This window comes from Mesorhizobium sp. M7A.F.Ca.US.006.04.2.1, from assembly GCF_004022915.1.
Taxonomy (GTDB): Bacteria; Pseudomonadota; Alphaproteobacteria; order Rhizobiales; family Rhizobiaceae; genus Mesorhizobium; species Mesorhizobium ciceri.
In genome coordinates this window covers 1-4608 of record NZ_RZQA01000524.1, presented here as the reverse complement: position 1 = coordinate 4608, position 4608 = coordinate 1, and the positions used below count along the sequence as shown (strand labels likewise).

Sequence of the window (4608 nt, the reverse complement as noted above, 5' to 3'; positions counted from 1 at the left end):
GTGCCCGGCCACGCGGCGTCCATCAGTTCGGCTTTTCCGAGGATTTCGCCGGGCCGCCCGACGAGTGCCGCAAGCAGGCTCAGCCCGCGATAGCCGACGGCAACGGGGACATCGTTCCGAAGCAGCGTTCCCGCACGCGGATCAAGCACGAACGGACCAAAGGCAAAACGCGATCCCTGCATAGGCGCATCTATAGGGCCGCTCTAGCTCGTTTGGAAGTTTTGGGAACTATTTGGGAGGGCTTAATTACGGCGCCGTCCGTATCGCGCAGAATTCAACCCCATCGAGAGCCCAGGCCCTCAAACCATATGGAGGTTGCCATGACCAATACCCTCACTTGTGCAGCGCGGCCGGGAACGCCTGTGCGGCCGGCATCGCGCCGGCTCCTGAAGACCCTGCGAAGCATCATCGCGAGCTGGCACGATCGGACTTGGCGCGAGCGGATACGCTTTCGCTGGCAGCTCAGGCAAATGTCGAAGGACAATCCGCATCTGATCGACGATATCGGCCTGACGATACAGCAGGTCGAGGGAGAGATCGCCAAGTCCTTCTGGGAACGATAGAGCGAAATGCCGCAAATCGCGTCGACCGTCAGCGCACCGCCTCGCGAGGGGCGCCGGCCAGGCGGGTGGCGATCAGCTTGTCGATGCGGCGGCCGTCGAGATCGACCACCTCGAAGCGCCAGCCCTGCGCGTCGACGCATTCGCCAGTCGCCGGCAGATGGTGCATATGCGACAGCACATAGCCGGCGACGGTTTCGTAATCGCGGTTTTCCGGCAGGTCGATGCCGAGAATGTCGGCCATCTCGTCGGCCTGCATGTAGCCGGCGAGCAGCCACGAGCCGTCCTCGCGCTTGACCGCGTTTTCCTCGTCGCCGGCGTCGGTGTCGGCGCGGAACACGCCGGTGATGGCTTCCAGAATGTCGGCCGGGGTGACGATGCCTTCGAAATGGCCGTATTCGTCATGCACCAGCGCCATCGGCACGTCGGATTCCTTTAGCTTCTGCAGCACATCGAGCGCGTCGGCCTGGTCGTAGACGATGGGGGCTGCGCGCACATGCCTGCGCGGATCGAGCACGCGGCCGGCAAGCAGTGCGGCCAGCACATCACGCGTCTGGACGACGCCGACCATGACGTCGACGCCGCCGTCGCCTGCCGGCAGGCGCGAATGCTGGGTTTCCATGAGCAGCTTGCGGATGGCCGCCTCGTCGGATTGCAGATTGATCCAGTCGACTTCGGTGCGCGGCGTCATCACCGCGCGCACGGCGCGGTCGCCAAGCCGCATGACGCCGGCGATCATGCGCCGCTCGTCGGATTCGATGGTGCCGTGATGCTCGGCCTCGGCGACCAGCATCTTGATCTCCTCGTCGGTGACCTTTTCCTCGCTTTCGCCGCGCTGACCGAGCAGCCACAATATGGTGCGGCCGGAGAAGTCGAGCAGGAAGACCAGCGGCGCCGACACCGTGGCGAGGATGGTCATCGCCGGAGCGACCCTGGCGGCGACCCGCTCGGGATCACGCAACGCGATCTGCTTGGGCACCAGCTCGCCGACGATCAGCGAGAAATAGGTGATGATAGCAACGACGATGCCGACGCCGAGCGGGTCGGCGACAGTCTCGCGGATGCCGGTCGAAGCCAGGAACTGCGCCAGCCGTTCGCCGAGCGTGGCGCCGGAAAAGGCGCCGGAGAGGACGCCGACCAAGGTGATGCCGATCTGCACCGAGGACAGGAACTTGCCGGGATTTGAGCCAAGATCAAGGGCGCGGCCGGCGCCATTGGTGCCGCGGTCGATCATCGCTTTCAGCCTGGCCGGGCGCGACGAGACGATGGCGAGCTCGGACATCGACAAAAGGCCGTTCACGCAGATGAGGACGACCACGATAGCGATTTCGACGTATAACATGAGCGGTCAATAGCATTGTGGCGCGGTCTTCGAAAATAGTCCGGCGTGATTTTTGAGAAATGACCGGTATTTCGCTCACGCGGCATCCCAGGGCGGCGCCGAAAAATGTTCGACGAGGGCGTCGACGACAACCCGCACCTTTGGCGTGAGCGCGCGCGTCACCGGCCAGACGGCATGCACGACGATGTTCTCGACCAGGCATTCCGACAGCACCATTTCGAGATCGCCGCTTTTGAGGCTGTCGGCGGCCAGCCATGTCGGCAGGAAGGCGATGCCGCAGCCGGCGAGCGCCGCATCCAGCATCGGTTCGCCATGGCCGAGAACGAGCCGCGCCTTGGGCACGAAGGTTGCGAGATGGCCGTCGGAATGTCTGATCACCCAGGGGCGGACGATGCCCTCGCGACCGTAGCCAATGACGCTGTGATCGGCGAGATCCTCGACCGATTGCGGCCGGCCGTGCCTGTCGAGATAGTCGGGAGCCGCGCATATGGCCGAGCGCTGAGCATAGAGGCGCCTGGCCGCTAGCGACAGGCTGTCGTCGAGTTCGCCCATGCGGATCGCCAGGTCGATGCCCTCCTCGATCAGGTCGACGCGGCGGTCATTGAAGGAGATTTCAACCGTCAGGTCCGGAAATTTCCTCGAAATCTCGAACAGCACGGGAGCGACGCAGCGTCGGCCGAAGGCCAGCGGCACGTCGACCCGAAGCCGGCCAGACGGGACCTGCCGACGCGAGGCGAGCAGCGACTGTGCGGCTTCGATCTCGGCCAGGGCCCGGACGCAGGCTTCATAGTAGCTGATGCCTTCGCTGGTCGGACTGAGACTGCGGGTGGTGCGGTTCAGCAAGCGAACGCCGAGCCTCTGCTCCAGCTGCGCGATCGATTTGCCGATCGCCGACTTCGTCACATGCAGCCGCTCGCCGGCGCTAGTGAAGCTGCCGGCCTCCACCGCCTGAACAAACGCAACGGTGCCTTGCAGGTCGGCCGTTTCCATGGCGATTTCCTATTGTCGACTTTTAGTCCGCAATCAGTGTCAAATTATACCGCACGGAAGCACTATTTTCTATAGTCGAAAGGCATAAATGTCTCGCCTGGCATCAATGCACGGAGCGCGAGACGACATGAGCACCCCAATCAACAGATCCTGGCAGATGAGCGGTTTTGGCCTGTCCAGGCTAAGCCAGGTGGAAGGCAAGGTGCCCGAGCCAGGGCCGCACGATTTGCTGGTGCGGACCAAGGCCGTATCGCTCAACTACAAGGACAAGATGATCGTGGACGGCGTGCTGATCCCCGACCTTGCCTTTCCCTTCGTGCCGACATCCGACGCGGTGGGCGAAGTGGTGGCCGTCGGCAGTGCGGTCAGCCGCTTTCAGGTCGGCCAGCGCGTGCTTGGCCAGGTGATCGCCGATTGGCCGGATGGCGACGCACCGCCGGTGCTGCATAAGCACACGCTGGGGTCGTCGCTGTCGGGTATGCTTTCCGATCATGTCATCTTCGGCGAGGACGCCGCGGTGCTGGCGCCGCCGTCGCTCGGCGACATCGAGGCCGCGACATTGCCGATCGCGGCGCTGACGGCCTGGTTCGCCATGGCCGAGGCGACCAAACCGGTGCCGGGTCAGACCATTCTGATCCAGGGCACCGGCGGCGTGTCGCTGTTTGCGCTGCAGTTCGCCACTGCGTTCGGCCTGCGCGCCATCGTCACCTCAAGCAGTGATGAAAAGCTTGAGCGGGCGAGAAAGCTTGGCGCCTGGCAAGGGATCAACTACCGCACGCAACCGGCCTGGGACGATGCCGCGCGTGAGCTGACGAACGGGCTGGGCGTGAGCCACGTGCTGGAAATGGTCGGCGGCGACAATGCAAGGCGATCTCTGAACGCGCTGGCCGCCGACGGCCGGCTGTCGATCATCGGCCTGCTGGGCGCGATGGAGCTCAGCTTTCCCATCCTGCCCTTCATGCGCAACCGCATCACCGTGCAGGGCCTGTCGATCGGCCATCGCCGTGCTTTCGAGCGTATGAATCAGGCGATCGAGGCGCTGGCGATCAAGCCGGTCATCGACAAGGTTTTTGGCTTCGATGAGGTGCCGCAGGCCTTGCAACATCTGGAGAAAGGGCCGTTCGGCAAGATCGTGATCACGACGACCTGACTTTTGCGATGTCATGGCAACTGCTTCAACACGCCGACAATTGCCTCGCCGTCCGTGAAATAGAGATCGCCGCCGCCATTGCGTCCCGCCTTGGTGGCGCCGACGCCCGATATGTCGCTGGTCGAGAGCAGCATGCCGGCAGTGGCCAGGTCGCGCATCAGGAAATCGCGCTCGGCGTCGATGTCGGGGCCGATATGGTGGGTGACGGCGCCGGTGTCGTGGCTGAAGCCGACGGCGCGATCGAAGCTGGCCGAGCCCAGCCACAGCGGCCGGCCATCGTCGCCGCTTGCATCGGTCTGCCAGAAGCGGACATGATGCCGTCGGTCGGCGCTGATGCCCTCCGGCTTTTCGAAGGCGAGATCCTGGGCACGGCCATCGAACAGCAGCCTGCTGACCGGCGCATCGGGATAGGGGTGGTCGAACAGCACGCTTTCACCGATCTCGATCGCGGTCTTCAGGGTGACGGCGTCGGCAGTGTCCCAGCCGGCAACGGCAAAGGCGTGGACCACCTCCTTCTGCGTGCCGACAAGGCCGACATTGATCGGGTCGCCCGGAATGCCTTGCGG

Annotated in this window: 5 protein-coding genes and 1 pseudogene; 2 read left to right on the top strand and 4 right to left on the bottom strand. The window is 64.1% G+C overall.

Annotation, left to right across the window (positions count from 1 at the left end):
• Positions 1-182, bottom strand: a pseudogene (locus tag EN925_RS24305) (adenylate cyclase); the annotation flags it as partial.
• Positions 183-320: 138 nt separating this feature from the next.
• Here EN925_RS24305 and EN925_RS24300 point away from each other — a divergent pair.
• Complete coding sequence (locus EN925_RS24300) at positions 321-563, top strand: hypothetical protein (protein WP_013530057.1); 243 nt, start codon at positions 321-323, stop codon at positions 561-563.
• Positions 564-591: 28 nt separating this feature from the next.
• Here the strand turns inward: EN925_RS24300 and EN925_RS24295 are convergent, their stop codons facing one another.
• Positions 592-1902 (bottom strand): hemolysin family protein, encoded by a 1311-nt coding sequence (locus EN925_RS24295; protein ID WP_024504164.1) that lies wholly within the window; start codon positions 1900-1902, stop codon positions 592-594.
• A 75-nt stretch (positions 1903-1977) separates the two neighbouring features.
• Positions 1978-2892: a LysR family transcriptional regulator gene (locus EN925_RS24290; protein ID WP_127369062.1), complete on the bottom strand. Its 915-nt coding sequence runs from the start codon at positions 2890-2892 to the stop codon at positions 1978-1980.
• Between the two features lie 127 nt (positions 2893-3019).
• Here EN925_RS24290 and EN925_RS24285 point away from each other — a divergent pair, with 127 nt between their 5' ends.
• On the top strand, positions 3020-4042 hold the full coding sequence (locus tag EN925_RS24285) for an NAD(P)-dependent alcohol dehydrogenase (protein WP_024504162.1): 1023 nt from the start codon (positions 3020-3022) through the stop codon (positions 4040-4042).
• Positions 4043-4053: 11 nt separating this feature from the next.
• On the opposite strand, the gene EN925_RS24280 is transcribed toward EN925_RS24285, so the two are convergent.
• A partial coding sequence (locus EN925_RS24280; protein ID WP_128336989.1) for an LssY C-terminal domain-containing protein occupies positions 4054-4608 on the bottom strand: 555 nt, incomplete at its 5' end.